A 19,857-nucleotide genomic window follows, 5' to 3' on the forward strand; every position below is an offset into this window, starting at 1 on the left:
CTACCCCGCCGCGCGGGCGGCCGCGCGGTGCTCGGTGGGGCGGGTTCCGTACACGCGGTGGAAGGCCACGCTCAGCCCGAAGGCGCTGCCGTAGCCGACCTGTCGGGCGATCGACTCCACCGTGGCCTCGGTGCGTGCCAGCAGATCGGCGGCGAGGGCGAGCCGCCAGCCGGTCAGATACGCCATGGGCGGCTCGCCGACCAGATCGCCGAAGCGGCGGGCGAAGGTCGCTCGCGACACGCCGGTCTCCTCGGCGAGTGCCGCCACGGTCCAGGGACGTGCGGGACGGTCGTGGATCAGGCGCAGCGCGCGGCCGGCGACGGGGTCGCCGAGTGCGCGGTACCACCCGGGCGGGTCGGCCTCCGGGCGGGTGAACCACTCCCGCAGCGTCGACAGCAGCAACAGATCGAGGAGCCGGTCCAGAACGGCCTGCTGTCCCGGTTCGTCCCGGGAGACCTCCTCGGCGGTGAGGTCCAGGATCGGGCCGGGGCGCCCGTCGTTGCGCACCACGAGGACCCGGGGCAGGGCGCTCAGGAGCCGTTCCGAGACCCGGCCGCCGACCTGGTAGCTGCCGGTGAGCAGCACCGTCGGGCCGTCCAGGCTGTTCCCGCAGGTGCGCATTCCCAGGACGATGTCCTCGCTGATCTCCTCGCCGTCGGCCGTGGTGCACCGGTCGGGACCTGCCAGGACGTACAGCGGGGGCGCCTGCGACTCGGCGCTGTCGGCGAAGGAGAACGGCTCCGAGCCCACGACGATGGCCACATCGCCCTGCTCCAGCGCGACGGGCGCGGCATCCGGCGAGGCGTCGGGCGTGGCGTCGCCGGAGCCGTCGCCGGGGAGGACCCAGCCCGAGCCGCGCAACATGGTGACGAGAGTGATCGGTCTGCGGTCCGCGAACCGGATCGACCACGGCGGCGTCAGGACGTTCCGGCTGAACAGAGCTCCGTCGGACCGCACTTCGTACAGCAGACTCGCCAACGCATCCATGCGCCAAGGTTAGACGCTGAGACATCGAAATGAGCGGACAGACCATTCCACGCCTCACCGGTGAACGGTTTGACTGCTCCCATGACGATCAAGACGACGACGAACACGACGGCGAACACGACGAAGTCCGCCAAGCCGATCCTGGTCCTCGGCAGCACGGGCAAGACGGGAAGCCGCGTCGCCTCCCGCCTCCGCGAGCGGGGACACGAGGTCCGCGCCGTCTCCCGCAAGGGGCCGATCCGCTTCGACTGGACCGACGAGAGCACCTGGGAGCCGGTCCTCGCCGGTGTCGGTGCGGCCTACCTGGTCGACTCGCAGCGCGCCGACGCCGGGACGTCGATGCGCGCCTTCGCGAAGCTCGCCGCCTCCATGGGCGTCGAGCGCCTGGTGCTCCTCTCCCACAGCGACTGGGTGGCGCCGGAAGGGGAGGAGAAGCTTCCCTGTGAGCGCGCCGTGCGTGAGTCCGGCGCGCGGTGGACGATCCTCAAGCCCGCCTGGTTCTCGCAGAACTTCAGCGAGGACCCCTTCTTCCTCCGGCAGATCCTCGACGGTGACGTCGTGAGTTCGACCGGCGAGGGGCTCGAGCCGTGGCTCGACGTCGAGGACATCGCCGATGTCGCCGTGGCGGCCCTGACCGAGGACGGCCACGAAGGGCAGTCGTACGCGCTGTCCGGGCCCCGGCTGCTGAGCATGGCCGAGGCGGTCGACGAGATCGCGCGTGCCACGGGCCGCGACATCGCCCACCGCGCCGTCTCGCCGTCCGACTTCGCGGCGTACGGTGCGCGGCAGGGAGTGTCGGAGGAGCATGTGGAGCTGCTGAACATGCTCTACGGCTGGATCAGGGAAGGCCGTTTCGCCCGGCTCGGCGACGGTGTCCGGCGCGCGCTCGGCCGCGAACCGCGCGACTTCGCCGAGTATGTCCGGACAACGGCCGCGACCGGGGTGTGGCTCGGCTGACCGGACGGACATCAGGATGATGCCCGTCACAGTCATGCCGGGCATGACCGGGCCGCGGTGATGCACTAGAGTTATCTCGACATCGAGATAACTGCTTACGGCGCACCGCGGCCGCCCACCCGGTAAGGGTTACCTAACTAAGCCTTACCTTAGCGGATCGGCGAGGAGTCGTGGCGGCAGCATGGCGGTAATACGCGCACATTGATGAAGGAGACTGTCGTGTCGGCGAACAGCTTCGACGCCCGCAGCACGCTGCGCGTGGGCGACGAGTCGTACGAGATCTTCAAGCTGGACAAGGTCGAGGGCTCCGCGCGCCTTCCCTACAGCCTGAAGGTGCTTCTGGAGAACCTCCTCCGCACCGAGGACGGCGCGAACATCACCGCCGACCACATCCGGGCCCTGGGCGACTGGGACTCGCAGGCCCAGCCGAGCCAGGAGATCCAGTTCACGCCGGCCCGCGTGATCATGCAGGACTTCACCGGTGTGCCCTGCGTCGTCGACCTCGCCACCATGCGTGAGGCCGTCGCCGCGCTCGGCGGTGACCCGGCGAAGATCAACCCGCTCTCCCCGGCCGAGATGGTCATCGACCACTCCGTCATCGCCGACAAGTTCGGCACCAACGACGCCTTCGCGCAGAACGTCGAGCTGGAGTACGGCCGCAACAAGGAGCGCTACCAGTTCCTGCGCTGGGGCCAGACCGCCTTCGACGACTTCAAGGTCGTCCCGCCCGGCACCGGCATCGTCCACCAGGTGAACATCGAGCACCTGGCCCGTACGGTCATGGTCCGCAACGGCCAGGCCTACCCGGACACCCTCGTCGGCACCGACTCGCACACCACGATGGTCAACGGCCTCGGCGTGCTGGGCTGGGGCGTCGGCGGCATCGAGGCCGAGGCCGCCATGCTCGGCCAGCCGGTCTCCATGCTGATCCCGCGCGTCGTCGGCTTCAAGCTGACCGGCGAGCTGCCGACCGGCACCACCGCCACCGACCTGGTCCTCACGATCACCGAGATGCTGCGCAAGCACGGCGTCGTCGGCAAGTTCGTCGAGTTCTACGGTGAGGGCGTCGCCGCCACCTCCCTCGCGAACCGCGCCACCATCGGCAACATGTCGCCCGAGTTCGGCTCCACCGCCGCGGTCTTCCCGATCGACGGCGAGACGCTGAACTACCTCAAGCTCACCGGCCGCTCCGCGCAGCAGGTCGCGCTCGTCGAGGCGTACGCCAAGGAGCAGGGCCTCTGGCTGGACCCCTCCGCCGAGCCCGACTTCTCCGAGAAGCTGGAGCTCGACCTCTCCACGGTCGTCCCCTCCATCGCCGGCCCGAAGCGCCCGCAGGACCGCATCGTCCTGGCCAACGCGGCCCAGCAGTTCGCGCTGGACGTGCGCAACTACGTGGACGAGGTCGACGAGGCGGGCAAGGAGTCCTTCCCGGCCTCCGACTCCCCGGCGAACCACCCCAACGGCGCCCCGTCGAAGCCGGTCACCGTGACCGCCCCCGACGGCTCGACGTACGAGATCGACCACGGCGCCGTCACCGTCGCCGCGATCACCTCCTGCACCAACACCTCGAACCCGTACGTCATGGTCGCCGCCGCGCTCGTCGCGAAGAAGGCCGTGGAGAAGGGCCTGACCCGCAAGCCGTGGGTCAAGACCACCCTCGCCCCGGGCTCGAAGGTCGTCACCGACTACTTCGACAAGGCGGGCCTGACCCCGTACCTCGACAAGGTCGGCTTCAACCTCGTCGGCTACGGCTGCACGACCTGCATCGGCAACTCCGGCCCGCTGCCGGAGGAGGTCTCCAAGGCCGTCAACGACCACGACCTGGCCGTGACCTCGGTCCTCTCGGGCAACCGGAACTTCGAGGGCCGCATCAACCCCGACGTCAAGATGAACTACCTGGCCTCCCCGCCGCTGGTCGTCGCGTACGCCCTCGCGGGTTCCATGAAGGTGGACATCACCAAGGACGCGCTCGGTACCGACACCGAGGGCAAGCCGGTCTACCTGGCGGACATCTGGCCCTCCGAGGCCGAGGTGAACGACGTCGTCGCCAACGCCATCGGCGAGGACATGTTCAACAAGTCCTACCAGGACGTCTTCGCGGGCGACGCCCAGTGGCAGGCGCTGTCCATCCCGACCGGCAACACCTTCGAGTGGGACGCCGAGTCCACCTACGTCCGCAAGCCCCCGTACTTCGAGGGCATGACGATGGAGACCACGCCGGTCACCGACATCGCCGGCGCCCGCGTCCTGGCAAAGCTGGGCGACTCGGTCACCACCGACCACATCTCCCCGGCCGGTGCCATCAAGGCCGACACCCCGGCCGGCAAGTACCTCACCGAGCACGGTGTGGAGCGTCGTGACTTCAACTCCTACGGCTCGCGCCGTGGTAACCACGAGGTCATGATCCGCGGCACCTTCGCCAACATCCGCCTGCGCAACCAGATCGCGCCGGGCACCGAGGGCGGCTTCACCCGCGACTTCACCGTCGAGGGTGCCCCGGTCTCCTTCATCTACGACGCCTCGCAGAACTACCAGGCCGCCGGCACCCCGCTGGTCATCCTGGGCGGCAAGGAGTACGGCTCCGGCTCGTCCCGCGACTGGGCCGCCAAGGGCACCGCGCTCCTCGGCGTCAAGGCCGTCATCACCGAGTCGTACGAGCGCATCCACCGCTCGAACCTCATCGGCATGGGCGTCCTCCCGCTCCAGTTCCCGGCCGGCCAGTCGGCCGACTCGCTCGGCCTGACCGGCGAGGAGACCTTCTCCATCGCGGGCATCACCGAGCTGAACGAGGGCACCACCCCGAGCACCGTCAAGGTCACCACCGACACCGGTGTCGAGTTCGACGCGGTCGTCCGCATCGACACCCCCGGTGAGGCGGACTACTACCGCAACGGCGGCATCATGCAGTACGTGCTGCGCAACCTGATCCGCGGCTGAAGGATCCGGTAGCAGCGAAGGGCCGCACCCCCCTCACGGGGAGTGCGGCCCTCTCGCGTCCACGCCTCGCTAACCGAGCAGCTCGACCTCCGCGAGCGTGCCCGGTGCGGCGGCCACCAGCCGGTACTTCGCGTACGAGCCGGGTGCGGCGACCGAGAAGACCCGGGTCTGCCGGTCCCAGGCGAACGACTCGCCCGCGCGCCGGTCCAGGTCCTTCCACGTGGTGCCGTCGGTCGAGCCCTGGAGGACCCAGCCGGCCGGCGCCTTGTCCCGTGCGGACGAGGTCAGCGTGTACTGGACGGCCCGGACCGGCTTCGCCACCGGCAGATCCACGCTGGCGACGGCGCCTTCCGTGGCCGAGGTGTTGTCGAAGAGCGGCCCGACGCCGGTGATCGCGTCCGTACGGGGCGAGGGAGCCTTGCCCGCCGGGGTGACGGAGACCGGGCCCGCGTTCGCGCCCGTGCCCCACGCCGAGGGCTTCGGCCCCATCTCGAACTTCAGCGTGCCGCCCTTGGCGAGCAGCTCGTGCGGCAGCGCGGTGGAGTTCCACTGCCGGCCGTCGACCTTCACGCCCTGGACGTAGACGTTCGTCGCACTGTTGCGCGGCGCCTCGACGACCAGCGTGCGCCCGTTGTCCATGCGGACCGTCACCTTGCTGAACAGCGGCGAGCCGATCGCGTACTCCCCGCTGCCCATCACCAGCGGATAGAAGCCGAGCGCGGAGAAGAGGTACCAGGCGGACTGCTCGCCGTTGTCCTCGTCACCGTGGTAGCCCTGCCCGATCTCGCTGCCGGTGTACAGCCGGGACAGCACCTCGCGTACCTTCTCCTGCGTCTTCCAGGGCTGCCCGGCCGCGTTGTACATGTACGGGACGTGGTGGGCCACCTGGTTGGAGTGCCCGTACATGCCCATCCGGACGTCCCGGGCCTCGGTCATCTCATGGATGACGCTGCCGTAGGAGCCGACGAACTCGGGGCTCGCGGTCTCCGGAGTGGAGAAGTACGTGTCCAGCTTCTGCCCGAGACCCTTGCGGCCGCCGTACAGCTGGGCGAGGCCACGCGAGTCCTGCGGGGCCGTGAAGGCGTAGCCCCAGCCGTTGGTCTCGGTGTAGTCGTACCCCCAGATCCGCGGGTCGTACTGCGCGGAAGGCACCCGCCAGCCGCCCTTCAGGTCGCGCCCCTGGAAGAAGCCGGCCTTGGAGTCGAAGAGGGAGACGTAGCTCTGGGCGCGCGAGAGGAAGTACGTCGCCTCCTCCTGGTACCGCTTCTTGCCGGTCTTCTTGTGCAGCGCCTGCGCCATCTTCGCGATGCCGTAGTCGTTGAGGTAGCCCTCCAGCGACCAGGACAGGCCCTCGTGGGTCTCCGTCGACGCATAGCCGAGGAAGGGAGAGGTCTCCATGCCCTTGCGGCCCACGCCCCGGCTCGGCGGCACGACCGTCGCGTTCTTCAGCGCCGCCTCGTACGCCGCCTCGGCGTCGAAGTCCACGCCCTTGACGAACGCGTCGGCGAACGCCACGTCCGAGGAGGTGCCGGTCATCAGGTCGGCGTAGCCGGGGGAGGACCAGCGGGAGATCCAGCCGCCGTCCTTGTACTGCTGCACGAAGCCGTCGACCAGCTCACCGGCCTTGTTCGGGGTGAGGAAGGAGTACGCGGGCCACGTCGTGCGGTAGGTGTCCCAGAAGCCGTTGTTGACGTACACCTCCCCGTCGACGATCTTCGCCCCGGTACGGGTCGGGGTGTCCGGGCCCGTCATGGGGGAGAAGGGGCTGGCGTACTGGTTCTTCCCGCCGACCTTCTCGAAACCGGAGTTGGGGTAGAGGTAGAGCCGGTAGAGGCTGGAGTAGAGCGTCACCAGCTGGTCGTGGGTCGCGCCCTCGACCTCCACCCGCTCCAGGATCCGGTCCCAGGCGTCCTGCGCCCGCTCCCTGACCTGCTCGAAGCGGGTGCCCTCGCGGATCTCGCCGGCGAGGTTGGCCTTCGCCTGGTCCACGGATATCAGCGAGGTCGCGATCCGGAGGGTGACCGTGCGGTCGGCGCCCGCGTCGAAGCGGAGGTGGCCCTTCACGCCCTGCGCCGCGGAGCCGGTGACCGGCGCGTCGAAGACGCCGTACACGAACATCCGGGTGGCGCCGGTCGAAAGACCGCTCTTGACGTCGGAGAAGCCGGTGAACGAGCTCGTCGCCGGGTCGAGGGTCAGCCCGCCCTCCTCGGTGACGTTGTCGAAGACGACGCTCGCGTCCTCACCCGGATAGGTGAAGCGCATCATCGCCGCGTGATCCGTGGGGGTGATCTCCGCCTTCAGACCGTTCTCGAAGGTGACGCCGTACAGATGAGGCTTCGCCGTCTCCTTCTCGTGACGGAAGGCCAGCGCCCGCCCGACCCGGTCCGTCGCCGGAGTGCCGGCCGCCGCCGAGGGCATCACCTGGAAGGTCTGCCGGTCGCCCATCCAGGGACTCGGCTCATGGCTGACGGCGAACGCCTGCACGGCGGGCAGATTGTCCGCGTTGTTGGCGCGCGCGTACTCGTACAGCCAGCTCTTGGAGGCCGCGTTGGTCACCGGCGTCCAGAAGTTGAAGCCATGCGGGACGGCGGTCGCGGGGAAGGTGTTGCCGCGCGAGAACGCACCGCTGGAGTTCGTGCCGCGGGTCGTGGAGGCGTAGTCCGAGAGCCGGTCGAGACGCTTCTCGGGAGCCTTCGCCTTCAGAGCGATGTCGTCGATCCAGCCCTGGAACTTCGCCGGCCCCTTGGGGGAGTCGTACGCGACCAGGATCCGGTCGACGGTCTTACCGGCCGCGACCGCGCCGATCCGCGAGCTCACCTGGTTCCACTGGTTGACGTAGAGCCGCTTGGCGGCGCCCTGGCCCTGCGGGGTCAGGAGCCCGCCGTGGGAGTCGACGGCCCGCAGATCACTCAGATAGGTGCCGTCGGTGAAGGCCAGGTCCACCGACACGTTCGTGGCGGGGTAGTTGAGGTCCGTCTCCGGCAGGGACGGGAAGACCCGGTACGACAGCTCGGTGTCCCGGGCGATCCGGGTGTCCACGTCGAAGATCCTGTTGTACGAGTACGCCCGGCCGTCGGCCTTGTGCGTGCCGGCGTAGCGCAGCGCCCGCTTGCCGGTGAAGCCGGCGTTGGCCTTGGCGGTGGGGGAGCCGCCGGGACCGCGGTCGACCTGGCTGCGCATCTCCTCGGGGACGGGGGCCGAGGTGTCCCCGTTCGAGAACTGAACGTCCGCCAGCTGGGTGAGTCCCGCGCCGCCGTTCTTCGTGACCTCCAGGCGGTAGTGCGCGTACGCCGTGTCGTTCGCGAAGTCGTACGTCCTCGTCTCGAAGCGCTTGGCGAAGGTCTGGCCCTCCCGGGTGTCGAGGACCTTCCACTCCTTGCCGTCCGCCGAGCCCTGGAGCGTCCAGTCGCGGGGGTCGCGCTCGGCGGCGTCGTTCGCCGAAGTCAGCGCGTAGGTCACCACCTTGACCGGCTCGGCGAGGTCGAACTCGATCCAGGCGGTCGGCTCGAAAACCAGCCATTTCGTGCCGGACTGAAGGTCGACCAGGTTCTCCTTGGTCTCGCCCGCGCCCGCGTTCTCGCCGCTGGCCCGCAGCTCCGTCACCCTGTCGGTGACATTGCCCGGTATGCCGCTCGCGAAGCCGCCGTCGACCCCTGATGTCCGTTTGGTGCCGTCCGCGCCGACCTCCACCGTGTTGCGCCAGGTGGGTTGAGTTTCGTCGGCTTCGAACGAGGTGGTGAATTCCTGTGCGCTTGTGTCCGTTTGGCCGGGAAGTGCCTGTGCCACCGAGGGCACCGAGCCCAGTACCAATGCCGACGCGGCCACCAGGGCGGCGGCTGCGAGGGGGTGGTTTCTGGACCCTGATCGGGTGCGAATTCTGGGCTCCATGCCGTGTCGCCGCTCCTGCCACTGGATCTAGACAACGTTGTCATCCGAATGAAGCAAATCCAGTAGGGGGCCAAGTGGCCGATGGTGTCAAGGGTGTTGACGACAAGTCGAGGGATGAAACGGTACAGATACAGCGGGGATATCCCCGAGGTCTCAACTCGGGAAAGACTGCCGCTCAAACCTGCTTTCGATCTTGCTCACTCGAAGGGAAGTGGACTATACCTGTCGGCGTCCAGCCCGTCGTACCACTCACACGGCGGCACGACGCCTGTACGACCCAAGCTGCATTCGAATGCGGTGGCGGGGCCCTTCGCCTTGGCGAGCAGATAACGGGCGACCGGTACACCGCCTGAGTCCTGAATGAAGGCGAGGACTTGAGCATGGGATCCACCTCCGCGCACAACCACGAAGGCCCCGGCCGCCGCGATCTGATCAAGCGCTCCGCCGCTCTCGGTCTGATCTCGGTGCCGACGATGAGCTTCCTGTCCGCCTGTGCCACCGGTGGTGGCGGCGGCGACCAGGGGCCGAAGGCCGCCGGCGGCGCGAAGACCGCGAAGAACCCGCTCGGCGTCAAGAACGGCGCCCCGCTCGAAGCGTTCATCTTCAAGGGCGGCCTGGGCGACCAGTACGCCAAGGACGCGGAGGCCGACTACAAGGCCACGTACGGCGCCGAGGTCAAGCACACGGGCACCCAGCAGGTCGGCCCCAAGCTGACGCCGCGCTTCGCGGGCGGCAACCCGCCGGACGTCATCGACAACTCCGGCGCCGACCACCTGGACATGAACAAGCTCTCCACCCAGGGGCAGCTCCAGGACCTGGGCCAGCTCCTCGACGCCGCCTCCATGGACGACCCGGCCAAGAAGATCCGGGACACGATCCACCCGAGCACCATCGAGAAGGGCAAGCACGGCGACAAGTTCGACGTGCTGTACTACGCCTTCACGATCTACGGCACCTGGTACTCGCAGAAGCTGCTCGAGTCCAAGGGCTGGGCGTACCCCAAGACCCTCGACGAGATGGTCACGCTCTGCGGCGAGATCAAGAAGGCCGGCATCGCCCCCTGGACGTACGCCGGCAAGTTCCCGTACTACGTCCACTTCAACCTCTTCGCGCAGATCGCCAAGATCGGCGGCATGGAGAAGTGGATCGCGATCGACAACCTCGAGCCCAACGCCTGGACCGGCAACGACGCGGTCAAGGAGGTCGTCGAGCACTACGAGGAGCTGGCGGCCAAGAAGTACTTCCTCGAAGGCAGCCAGGGCCTGACCCACATCCAGTCGCAGACCGCCTGGAACAAGGGCAAGGCCGTCTTCATCCCGAACGGCTCCTGGGTCGAGAACGAGGCCGCCCCGACCACCCCCGCCGACTTCGGCATGGCGGTCGGCGCCCTCTTCGACGGCACCGGCGACAAGATGCCGCACGGCACCCTGCGCGCCGAGCCGAGCGAGCCGTACCTGGTCTCGGCCAAGGGCAAGAACCCGGCCGGCGGTATGGAGCTGCTGCGCATCATGCTCTCGAAGAAGCACGCGCAGAACTTCGCCACCAAGGTGAAGTCCCTGACCTGTGTCATGGACGCCACCGAGGGCATGACGCTCTCGCCCGGCCTCGCCTCCGCCAGCAAGGTCTTCAAGGAGGCCGGCACCAACCTGATCAGCCTTCAGCTGCAGGAGTGGTACCCGGCGCTGACGGACGAGAAGATCGGTGGTCTGACGGGTCAGCTGCTCGCCGGCGAGCTGAAGGCGGCCGACTGGATCAAGAGGACCCAGGAGGAATGCGACAAGGTGGCCAAGGACAGCTCCGTCGCCAAGTTCAAGCGCACCGCCTGACCTGCTGATCCAGTACAAAGAGGGGAAGGGCCGGGGAGCACCATGCAACACGGCAAATACCGATTCATCGTGGGCTTCCTGGCCCTGCCTCTGATCATTTACGCGCTCTTCGTGATCTCGCCGTTTGTCCAGGCGTTCCAGATCTCGATGACCGACTGGTCCGGGCTCGTGGGAACGGCCGAGTTCGTCGGCCTGGACAACTTCCAGAAGCTCTGGGACAGCGACGACTTCTGGAACGCACTGCGCCACAACATCTACATGCTGGTGCTGGTCCCGGTCGTCACGCTCGGTCTGGGCCTCTTCTTCGCCTTCATGCTGAATGTCGGCGGCCGGCGCAGGAGGAACGAGGTCGTCACCGGTGTGGCGGGCTCGAAGATGTACAAGTTCGTCTTCTTCTTCCCGCAGGTCATCTCGATCACGATCGTCGCCGTCATCTGGTTCAACATCTACAACCCGGACCCGCAGGACGGCATGCTCAACTCGCTGCTGGGCGCGGTGGGCCTGGACAGCCTGCAGAACTCCTGGCTGGGCGAGAAGAGCCTCGCGCTGTGGTGCATCAGCGCGGTCATGGTCTGGGGCCACGTCGGCTTCTTCGTGGTGCTCTTCTCCGCGGCGATGGCCTCCGTCCCCCGGGACATCTACGAAGCGGCCCTGCTCGACGGGGCCAACCGCTTCCACACCTTCTTCAAGATCACCCTGCCGCTGCTGTGGGACACGGTCCAGACCGGCTGGGTGTACATGGGCATCATCGCGCTCGACGCATTCGCCCTGGTCCAGATCATGTCGGTGAACATGGGCGGCCCGGACGGCGCCACGGACGTCATGCCGCTGAGGCTCTATCTGACGGCCTTCCGCGACAGCCAGTTCGGCTACGCCTCCGCCATGGGCATCGCGATGCTCATTGTCACGATGACCTTCGCAGTGCTCACGATGCGCTTCGCGCGCCGTGAGCGGATCGAGTACTAGGGGTACGGCGGATGACGACCGAAGAGATCGAGAAGGTGGCGCCGGAGACGACGCCCGCCACCGTCACCAAGAAGCTCGGCCCGACGACCGGCCGCACCTCCGAGGGCGGCATCCTCAACGTCTTCTCCCACGGCATCCTGATCGTCTGGGGCCTCATGGTGGGCGTCCCGCTGCTCTGGGTGCTGTGGAGCGCCTTCAAGGACAGCAACGGCATCCTCACCGACCCGTGGGGCCTGCCGACGGTCCTGCACTGGGAGAACTGGTCCAACGCGTGGAACGACGCGAACATGGGCCAGTACTTCATCAACACCGTCATCGTGGTCGGCGGCTCCGTCATCGGCACCATGGTGCTCGGCTCGATGGCTGCGTACGTCCTGGCCCGCTTCACCTTCCCGGGCAACAGGTTCATCTACTACCTGTTCGTGGCGGGCATGTCGTTCCCGGTCTTCATGCTGGTCATCCCGCTCTTCTTCGTGCTGCGGGACTTCCCGGGAAGCTCGCTCCTCGCGACGTACCACGGCCTGATCCTGGTCTACATCGCCTACTCGCTGCCGTTCACCGTCTTCTTCATGACGGCGTTCTTCCGCACGCTGCCGACCTCGGTGGCGGAGGCGGCGATGATCGACGGCGCCTCGCACACCCGGACGTTCTTCCAGGTGATGGTGCCGATGGCCAAGCCCGGCCTGATCAGCATCGGCATCTTCAACTTCCTGGGCCAGTGGAACCAGTATCTGTTGCCGATGGTGCTCAATCAGCAGGAGGACAAGTACGTCCTGACGCAGGGGCTCGCGATGATCGCGCTGCAGCAGGGGTACGAGAACGACTGGGGCGCCCTCATGGCCGGCATGATGATCGCCATGCTGCCCGTGCTCGTCGTGTACACGATCTTCCAGCGACAGGTGCAGTCCGGCCTCACCGCCGGGGCGCTGAAGTAGCCCACCCACACCCACGAGCGAGGCCCCGGCGGGACATCCCGCCGGGGCCTCGGCCGTGTCGGGCCGGGTGTCCGGGGGTAGCCGCGGTGTCAGGCCGGGAACGCCGTGGCGGCCGGGCTCATTCGAGCCCGCTCGCGCTCAGGTCTTGACGGGGGACAGGCCGAAAGGCTCATCTTAGAGTTCACAAGTTGGAGAAGTAGCCGGGGTCCCATTGGCGTGGCCCCGGCCGGGGACGGTGCACGCGCCGTCCATCGCAGGCGGGAGTGGATGAGTCGATGGAGACTCCGGGGTCGCAGACATCTCTGCACAGGGCCAATCTCGAACGGGTCGTCCGTGCGGTACGCATGGCCGGCTCGCTCACCCAGGCGGAGATCGCCCGGGCGACCGGGCTGTCCGCCGCCACGGTCTCCAACATCGTGCGGGAGCTGAAGGACGGCGGGACCGTCGAGGTCACCCCCACCTCCGCGGGCGGGCGCCGGGCCCGCAGCGTCTCGCTCTCCGGCGACGCGGGCATCGTCATCGGCGTCGACTTCGGCCATACGCACCTGCGGGTCGCCGTCGGCAACCTCGCCCACCAGGTCCTCGCCGAGGAGTCCGAGCCGCTCGATGTCGACGCCTCCTCCGCGGAGGGCTTCGACCGGGCGGAACGGCTGGTCACACGGCTGATCCAGGCCACCGGCATCGGCCGCGACAAGGTCGTCGGCGTCGGCCTCGGCGTACCGGGTCCGATCGACGTCTCCTCCGGCACGCTCGGCTCCACCTCGATCCTGCCGGGCTGGAGCGGGATCAACCCGGCCGACGAGCTCTCCGGCCGGCTCGGCGTGCCCGTGTACGTCGACAACGACGCCAATCTCGGCGCGCTCGGCGAGCTCGTCTGGGGCAGTGGGCGAGGGGTCAAGGACCTGGCCTACATCAAGGTCGCCAGCGGCGTCGGAGCGGGCCTCGTCATCGACGGACGGGTCTACCGAGGCCCCGGAGGCACCGCGGGCGAGATCGGGCACATCACGATCGACGAATCGGGCCCTGTCTGCCGCTGCGGCAACCGCGGCTGCCTGGAGACCTTCACCGCCGCCCGGTACGTCCTGCCGCTGCTCCAGCCCGGCCACGGGTCCGATCTGACGATGGAACGGGTCGTCCAGCTGGCGCGCGAGGGCGACCCGGGGTGCCGGCGTGTGGTGGCCGACGTGGGCCGCCACATCGGCAGCGGTGTCGCCAACCTCTGCAACCTGCTGAACCCCAGCCGGGTGGTCCTCGGGGGCGACCTCGCGGAGGCCGGTGAGCTGGTGCTCGCCCCGATCCGCGACTCCGTCTCGCGCTATGCCATCCCCAGCGCCGCGCGCCAGCTGTCGCTGGCCCCGGGGGCTCTCGGCGGACGGGCCGAGGTGCTGGGCGCACTGGCCCTCGCGCTGAGCGAAATGGGTGATTCGACCCTGTTGGAGGGTGCCCTTCCCGGTGCCGCTCCCGCCGCCGCTCCGGCCTCCACTCCTGCCTTCACTTAGATAACGGATGGCACCGTTGTCATCTCGTTAAGGATTTACTCCTTGACGTCGGGGTTGCGGCCGAGTTGACTTCCAGCCACCTCGGCCGCAATGTCGCGGCCTCGTCAGGGAGGCAACCCCACATGAACGCATTGACGCGTCGCGTCGTCATAGGCACGGCCGCCGTTTCGATGGCCCTCTCCGTCGCCGCCTGTGGCAAGGCGGGCGACAGCGACTCGGGTAACGGGAACGGCGGTGACAGCAAGACCATCGGTCTGCTGCTGCCGGAGAACAAGACCACGCGTTACGAGACCTTCGACCGTCCGATCATCGAGGACAAGATCAAGGCTCTCTGCTCGGACTGCGAGGTCAAGTACAACAACGCCGCGCAGGACACCGAGACGCAGAAGAAGCAGTTCGACGCGCTCGTCACGCAGGGCGTGAAGGTCATCATCCTGGACTCGGTCGACTACAAGGCCACCAAGTCCTGGGTCCAGCAGGCCGAGAAGAAGGGCGTCAAGGTCGTCGCGTACGACCGTCTGGCCGAGGGCCCGATCTCCGCCTACGTGAGCTACGACAACGAGAAGATCGGCCGCCTGCAGGGCGAGGGCCTCGTGAAGGCGCTCGGCGACAAGGCCAAGGACGCCAACGTTGTCATGATCAACGGCTCGCCGACCGACCCGAACGCCCCGCTGTTCAAGAAGGGCGCCCACAGCGTCCTCGACAGCGCCGTCAAGAAGGTCGTCTACGAGCAGGACATCCCGGACTGGTCCCCGGACGAGGCCAACAAGAAGATGGGTGCCGCCATCGACTCGCTGGGCAAGGACGGCTTCCAGGGCGTCTACTCGGCCAACGACGGCATGGCCGGCGGCATCATCACCGCCCTCGCCAAGCAGGGCATCAAGGTCCCGGTCGGCGGCCAGGACGCCGAGCTCGCCGGTCTGCAGCGCATCCTGAAGGGCGACCAGTCCTTCACGATCTACAAGCAGATCAAGCCGGAGGCCGAGACCACCGCCGAGATCGCGGTCCGCCTGCTCAAGGGCGAGAAGATCGACGACCTGGTTCCCACCAAGGTCACCAGCCTGACCGGTGAGTTCAAGGACATCCCGGCGAAGCTGTACGACGCGCAGGTGGTCACCAAGGGCGACATCGCCGGAACGATCATCAAGGACGGCGTCTACAAGGCCGCCGACATCTGCACCGCCGAGTACAAGGCGGCCTGCGAGGCGGCGGGCATCAAGTAACACCCGCTGCCGGTACGGCCCTTCGACCCACTGACCTCCTTCGAAGCGGCCCCCGGTCCGGTCCGGCGCACCCCGCCCCGTTCAACGCCCCGCAAGCGGGGGCGGGGCGCCGGACTCCTCTCACAGCCCCTCTGTGCTCTTCGCACCACCATCCCCGCCGGTCAGGCGGCGAAGGAGATGATTCACGTGTCCGCTACGCCCGTGCTGGCGTTGCGCGGAGTCTCCAAGCGGTTCGGCGCCGTCCAGGTGCTCACCGACGTAGAACTGGAGATCCACGCCGGTGAGGTCGTCGCCCTGGTCGGCGACAACGGCGCCGGCAAGTCGACCCTCGTCAAGACGATCTCGGGCGTTCACCCGATCGACGAGGGCGTCATCGAGTGGGACGGCAACCCCGTCCAGATCGCCAAGCCCCACGACGCCCAGAACCTCGGGGTCGCCACCGTCTACCAGGACCTGGCGCTCTGCGACAACCTCGACGTCGTCGCCAACCTGTTCCTCGGCAGCGAGCTCCGCTCCGCGTCCGTCCTCGACGAGATCGCGATGGAGAAGCGCGCCAAGGAGCTCCTGGACACCCTGTCCATTCGCATTCCGTCGGTCCGCATCCCCGTCGCGGCGCTCTCCGGCGGTCAGCGTCAGGTCGTGGCCATCGCCCGCGCCCTGATCGGCGACCCCAAGATCGTCATCCTGGACGAGCCCACCGCCGCACTCGGCGTCGAGCAGACCGCACAGGTGCTCGACCTCGTGGAGCGGCTGCGCGAGCGCGGCCACGGAGTCATCCTCATCAGCCACAACATGGCCGACGTCCGCGCCGTCGCGGACAAGGTCGCGGTCCTCCGGCTGGGCCGCAACAACGGTGTCTTCGACGTGAAGGACACCAGCCACGAGACGATCATCGCCGCCATCACCGGTGCCACGGACAACGCCGTGACCCGTCGGCAGGCCCGTACGGCCTCGGCCACGGCCACGAAGGAGGACGCGAAGTGAGCGACCTCGCCAAGACCCCCGAGACGCCCGAGAGCACCGGCACCGCGGCGCCCGAGGCCGCCGTGCCCGCCCAGGCCTCCCCCGTCGAGGCCTCTGCCGCCCCGATTCCCGCCGTCGACCCGCGCCTGCTGGTCCGCGAGCAGGGCATCAAGGGCTACTGGACCGAGTTCAACCGCAAGATCCGCGGCGGCGAACTCGGCTCCCTGCCCGTCGTCCTGGGCCTGATCGTCATCGCGATCGTCTTCCAGGTCCAGAACAGCAACTTCCTCTCGGCGAGCTCCGTCGCCAACATCGCGGTCTACTCCTCCGGCCTCGGCATCATGGCCGTCGGCATCGTCTTCGTCCTCATCCTGGGCGAGATCGACCTGTCGATGGGCTCGGTCGCCGGCGTCGGCGCCGCCGTCTGGGCCGTACTCAACGTCACCAACGGAATGAACGACCTGCTCTCGGTCGTCATCGCCGTCGCCTCCGGCCTCCTCATCGGCCTGCTCCACGGCTTCTTCTTCGCCAAGATCGGCGTCCCGGCCTTCGTGGTCACCCTCGCCGGCTTCCTCGGCTGGAGCGGCCTGCAGATCTGGATGATGGGCAAGGAGGGCTCGATCAACGCCCCCACCGGCTCGATCGTGGAGAACCTCACCGCGTACTACTTCGAGGACAAGGCCGCCGCGTACGGCCTGGCCCTCGTGGCGGTCCTCGCCTACGCCGGCTCGCTGCTCCTCGACGCCAAGCGTCGCAAGGCCGCGGCGCTGCCGTCCCGCCCCACCAGCGAGATCGTGCTCCGCACGGCCGTCGTCGCGATCCTCTGCTTCGTCGTCGCGTACGTCCTGAACGAGCCCGAGGGCGCCCGCGGCCTGCCGCTGGCCCTGGTCCTCTTCCTCGCCGTCCTGGTGATCGCGGACTTCGTCGCCCGCCGCACGCTGTTCGGCCGCAAGGTCTTCGCGGTCGGCGGCAACGCCGAGGCCGCCCGCCGCGCGGGCATCAACGTCGACCGGATCCGGATCCTGGTCTTCGGCCTCTCCGGAATGCTCGCCGCCTTCGGCGGCCTCTTCGTGGCCAGCCTCTCCGGCGGCGCCACCAAGAGCCTCGGCAGCGGCAACACGCTGATGCTGGTCATCGCGGCTGCCGTGATCGGCGGCACCAGTCTCTTCGGCGGCCGCGGCAAGGTCTGGTCGGCACTCCTTGGAATGATCGTCATCCAGTCGATCCAGCAGGGCCTGAACATGATCGGAATGGCCAACGAGATCCAGTTCATGATCACCGGCGCGGTGCTCCTCGCCGCGGTCGTGATCGACTCGGTCTCGCGGAGGACCCAGAAGACAGCGGGTCGCGCGTAGCCTCTGTTACGTACTCCACAGTGCTCGGCGCCGGAGAACCGGCGCCGGGCACTGCTGCGTCTGGTCCTGTGCACCGCCCGTACGCTCAGCGGTGTGTCGGCCACACGCGTGACGCGCACCCCGCCGCCCGATGACCACGGTCGGGGGCGGAACATTAGACTCGACCAATCGGCAAGCTCGACCAGCTCAATGGCAAGGAGGCACGGGTGGCATTGCTGACCCGTATCAGGGGACCGCGCGATCTGGACCGGCTCTCCCCGGAACAGCTGGACCAGCTGGCCGCGGAGATCAGGACGTTTCTCGTGGACGCCGTCTCCAAGACCGGCGGCCACCTCGGCCCCAACCTCGGTGTGGTCGAGCTGACCATCGCCCTGCACCGGGTGTTCGACTCCCCGAAGGACAAGGTCCTCTGGGACACCGGCCACCAGAGCTACGTCCACAAGCTGCTCACGGGCCGCCAGGACTTCTCCAGGCTCAAGATGAAGGGCGGCCTCTCCGGCTACCCCGCTCAGGCCGAGTCCGAGCACGACGTCATCGAGAACTCGCACGCCTCGACCGTCCTCGGCTGGGCCGACGGCCTCGCCAAGGCCAACGAGGTCCTGAAGAAGGACGACCACGTCGTCGCCGTCATCGGCGACGGAGCCCTGACGGGCGGCATGGCCTGGGAGGCGCTGAACAACATCGCCGCCGCGAAGGACCGCCCGCTGGTCATCGTCGTCAACGACAACGAGCGCTCCTACGCGCCCACAATCGGCGGCCTCGCCAACCACCTGGCCACCCTCCGTACCACCGACGGCTACGAGCGCTTCCTCGCCCGCGGCAAGGACATCCTGGAGCGCACCCCCGTCGTCGGGAAGCCGCTCTACGAGACCCTGCACGGCGCCAAGAAGGGGCTCAAGGACTTCATCGCCCCGCAGGGCATGTTCGAGGACCTCGGCCTGAAGTACGTCGGTCCGATCGACGGCCACGACATCGAGGCCCTGGAGTCCGCCCTGACGCGCGCCAAGCGCTTCGGCGGCCCGGTGATCGTCCACTGCCTCACGGAGAAGGGCCGCGGCTACCAGCCCGCCCTCCAGGACGAGGCCGACCGCTTCCACGCCGTCGGCAAGATCCACCCCGACACGGGCCTGCCGATCTCCTCCTCCGGAGCCGACTGGACCGGCGTCTTCGCGCAGGAGATGGTCGAACTCGGCAAGGAGCGCCAGGACATCGTCGCGATCACCGCGGCCATGCTCCAGCCCGTCGGCCTGGACAAGTTCGCCAAGGAATTCCCCGAGCGGGTGTATGACGTCGGCATCGCCGAGCAGCACGCCGCGGTCTCCGCGGCCGGCCTGGCCACCGGCGGACTCCACCCCGTCTTCGCGGTCTACGCGACCTTCCTCAACCGCGCCTTCGACCAGGTCCTGATGGACGTGGCCCTGCACAAGTGCGGTGTCACCTTCGTCCTGGACCGGGCCGGCGTCACCGGTACGGACGGCGCCTCCCACAACGGCATGTGGGACATGTCGATCCTCCAGGTCGTCCCCGGCCTCAGGCTCGCCGCGCCCCGCGACGCCGACCAGGTACGTGCCCAGCTGCGCGAGGCCGTCGAGGTCACCGACGCACCGACCGTCGTCCGCTTCTCCAAGGGCGCCGTCGGCCCCGCCGTACCGGCCCTGCGCCGCATCGGCGGCATGGACGTGCTCCGCGAGCCGGGCACCGACAGGCCCGACGTCCTCCTGGTCTCGGTCGGCGCGCTCGCGCCGATGTGCCTGGAGATCGCCGACCTCCTCGACAAGCAGGGCATCTCCACCACCGTCGTCGACCCCCGCTGGGTCAAGCCGGTCGACGAGGCGCTCGCCCCGCTCGCCGAGCAGCACCGGGCCGTCGTCACCGTCGAGGACAACAGCCGGGTCGGCGGTGTCGGTTCGGCCGTCGCCCAGGCCCTGCGCGACGCCGGTGTGGACGTACCGCTGCGCGACTTCGGCATCCCGCCGCGCTTCCTCGACCACGCCTCGCGCGCCGAGGTGATGGCCGAGATCGGTCTGACCGCGCCCGACATCGCCCGCCAGGTCACCGGCCTCGTGTCGCGCCTCGACGTCCCCGAGGCTCTCGGCTCCGCCCCCGACCCGGAGAGCAGCCGGGCCGTGGAGCCCGCCCGCGACTGAGCGTCGTCACCGCGCGTCACCATTGGGCCGGTCGGACCACTCCACGGAGTGGCCGACCGGCCCATTCGTGTGAACTCCGTTCCCTCGACAGGCGCCACCCCTTCGGGGTCTCGATCATGGGTTCTGGAACTGACGGCACGGAGGTACGACGGTGAGTACGGACCAGCAGCCAAG

Annotated in this window: 12 protein-coding genes; 10 read left to right on the plus strand and 2 right to left on the minus strand. The window is 68.4% G+C overall.

Going from position 1 to position 19,857, the window contains the following annotated elements:
• Positions 1 to 987 carry a cupin domain-containing protein gene (locus ACFC0D_RS05835; RefSeq protein WP_376431425.1) on the minus strand — a complete coding sequence of 329 codons (987 nt, stop codon included), beginning with the start codon at positions 985 to 987 and terminating at the stop codon, positions 1 to 3.
• 81 nt (positions 988 to 1,068) lie between these two features.
• On the opposite strand from ACFC0D_RS05835, the gene ACFC0D_RS05840 reads away from it, so the two are divergent.
• Positions 1,069 to 1,944 carry an NAD(P)H-binding protein gene (locus tag ACFC0D_RS05840; RefSeq protein WP_376431427.1) on the plus strand — a complete coding sequence of 292 codons (876 nt, stop codon included), beginning with the start codon at positions 1,069 to 1,071 and terminating at the stop codon, positions 1,942 to 1,944.
• 219 nt (positions 1,945 to 2,163) lie between these two features.
• Positions 2,164 to 4,881: an aconitate hydratase AcnA gene (gene acnA, locus ACFC0D_RS05845; RefSeq protein ID WP_376431429.1), complete on the plus strand. Its 2,718-nt coding sequence runs from the start codon at positions 2,164 to 2,166 to the stop codon at positions 4,879 to 4,881.
• A gap of 69 nt (positions 4,882 to 4,950) precedes the next feature.
• On the opposite strand, the gene ACFC0D_RS05850 is transcribed toward acnA, so the two are convergent.
• The gene (locus tag ACFC0D_RS05850) at positions 4,951 to 8,769 is read right to left on the minus strand and encodes a GH92 family glycosyl hydrolase (RefSeq protein ID WP_376431431.1); all 3,819 of its coding nucleotides are present in this window, start codon (positions 8,767 to 8,769) and stop codon (positions 4,951 to 4,953) included.
• A 380-nt stretch (positions 8,770 to 9,149) separates the two neighbouring features.
• On the opposite strand from ACFC0D_RS05850, the gene ngcE reads away from it, so the two are divergent.
• From ngcE to dxs, 8 genes are all read left to right on the plus strand, one after another.
• Positions 9,150 to 10,595 carry an N-acetylglucosamine/diacetylchitobiose ABC transporter substrate-binding protein gene (gene ngcE, locus ACFC0D_RS05855; protein ID WP_376431433.1) on the plus strand — a complete coding sequence of 482 codons (1,446 nt, stop codon included), beginning with the start codon at positions 9,150 to 9,152 and terminating at the stop codon, positions 10,593 to 10,595.
• A gap of 42 nt (positions 10,596 to 10,637) precedes the next feature.
• Entirely contained in the window at positions 10,638 to 11,561 is a 924-nt protein-coding gene (locus tag ACFC0D_RS05860; protein WP_376431435.1) for a carbohydrate ABC transporter permease, read from the plus strand.
• Positions 11,562 to 11,572: 11 nt separating this feature from the next.
• Positions 11,573 to 12,496, plus strand: a complete 924-nt coding sequence (locus tag ACFC0D_RS05865) for a carbohydrate ABC transporter permease (protein ID WP_376431437.1) — start codon at positions 11,573 to 11,575, stop codon at positions 12,494 to 12,496.
• Positions 12,497 to 12,771: 275 nt separating this feature from the next.
• Positions 12,772 to 13,995: an ROK family protein gene (locus ACFC0D_RS05870; RefSeq protein ID WP_376431439.1), complete on the plus strand. Its 1,224-nt coding sequence runs from the start codon at positions 12,772 to 12,774 to the stop codon at positions 13,993 to 13,995.
• 122 nt (positions 13,996 to 14,117) lie between these two features.
• Positions 14,118 to 15,218: a substrate-binding domain-containing protein gene (locus tag ACFC0D_RS05875; RefSeq protein WP_376431441.1), complete on the plus strand. Its 1,101-nt coding sequence runs from the start codon at positions 14,118 to 14,120 to the stop codon at positions 15,216 to 15,218.
• Positions 15,219 to 15,395: 177 nt separating this feature from the next.
• Positions 15,396 to 16,202, plus strand: coding sequence for an ATP-binding cassette domain-containing protein (locus ACFC0D_RS05880; RefSeq protein ID WP_376431443.1), 807 nt, complete (start codon positions 15,396 to 15,398; stop codon positions 16,200 to 16,202).
• Entirely contained in the window at positions 16,199 to 17,536 is a 1,338-nt protein-coding gene (locus ACFC0D_RS05885) for a sugar ABC transporter permease (RefSeq protein WP_376431445.1), read from the plus strand. The genes ACFC0D_RS05880 and ACFC0D_RS05885 overlap by 4 nt, the downstream gene beginning before the upstream one ends.
• A 206-nt stretch (positions 17,537 to 17,742) precedes the next feature.
• On the plus strand, positions 17,743 to 19,683 hold the full coding sequence (dxs, locus tag ACFC0D_RS05890; RefSeq protein WP_376431447.1) for a 1-deoxy-D-xylulose-5-phosphate synthase: 1,941 nt from the start codon (positions 17,743 to 17,745) through the stop codon (positions 19,681 to 19,683).
• The last annotated feature ends 174 nt before the right edge of the window (positions 19,684 to 19,857 follow it).

The organism is Streptomyces sp. NPDC056222, assembly GCF_042264065.1.
Taxonomy (GTDB): Bacteria; Actinomycetota; Actinomycetes; order Streptomycetales; family Streptomycetaceae; genus Streptomyces.